This is a genomic window from Amaricoccus solimangrovi, assembly GCF_006385685.1.
Lineage (GTDB): Bacteria > Pseudomonadota > Alphaproteobacteria > Rhodobacterales > Rhodobacteraceae > Amaricoccus > Amaricoccus solimangrovi.
The window spans coordinates 1-979 of sequence record NZ_VFRP01000111.1; the positions used below are offsets into that span (position 1 = coordinate 1).

The 979-nt window shown below is 67.2% G+C and carries 1 protein-coding gene and 1 pseudogene; both read left to right on the plus strand.

Features of this window, described 5'->3' with window-relative positions:
- The coding region (locus tag FJM51_RS24295; RefSeq protein ID WP_210240417.1) for a hypothetical protein at positions 1 to 181 on the plus strand (181 nt) is incomplete at its 5' end.
- Positions 150 to 979 (plus strand): annotated as a pseudogene (locus tag FJM51_RS23470) (transposase); the annotation flags it as partial. The gene FJM51_RS24295 and the pseudogene FJM51_RS23470, both read left to right, overlap by 32 nt.

The following is a 979-nucleotide window of genomic DNA, read 5'->3' on the forward strand; positions in this document are numbered from 1 at the left end:
GATCGTCGACGGCGCTCCGGGCCTCGAAGCCGCCCTCGTCTCGCTCTGGGGCGAAGACCTGCCCATCCAGTGCTGTACGGTGGGGCTGTTGAAAAAGCCATCTCTTCCTGATTCCGTTAGGTTGAGCGGAGTTCGGTGGGAGAGCGCGGCTGCTCGGTTCGAGGGAGCGCGGGCAGCTTGAGTTCTTCGTCTGTGGCTCACTGAGGGATCTTGTTCCGGACGACCACGTCCTCGCCCGCGTCGATCGCGTTCTCGATCTCGGCTGGCTGCGTGGTGAGGTCGGCGAACTCTACGCCGCGGATGTCGGCCGCCCGGGGATAGATCCTGAGGCAGCACTCCGGCTGATGCTCGCGGGCTTGCCTCGCTGGGGATCGTGCACGACCGCCGGTTGATGCGCGAGGCACAGGTGAACCTCGCGATCCGCTGGTTCGCCGGCTACGGCCTCCATGACCGTCTACCAGACCATTCCTCGCTCACGCGCGTCCGGCAGAGATGGGGCGCTGACCGGTTCCGCCGGATCTTCGAGCGCACGGCGCAGGCCTGCATCACCGCCGGCATCGCCAAGGGCGAGGTGGTGCACGCGGATGCGTCGCTGATCCGCGCCGATGTCGCCTGGGAGAGCCTGGCTGTCCGCCACGTCGAGGCGGTGTCCGCGGCGAACGCCGAGGATGCTCCCGGCCAGCAGGACGAGCGGCGGCGGCGCAATTCCAAGAAGACCGGCAAGTTCAGGAAAGTCTGCCTGACCGATCCGGACGCGAGCATGGCAACGAGCGGCCGCGATCGTCGCCTCGAGCCGAGCTACAGGTAACATGGCGTGGTCGATGACGTGTTCGGCGTGGTGCTCGACGTCGAAGTTACCACCGGCGAGACGAACGAGGGCGAGCAGCTCCTGGCGCGGCTCGACGCGGTCGCCCAGGCGACAGGGGTTCCGATCCAGACCGTGACCGCCGATGCGGGCTACGCCTACGCCAAGATCTTC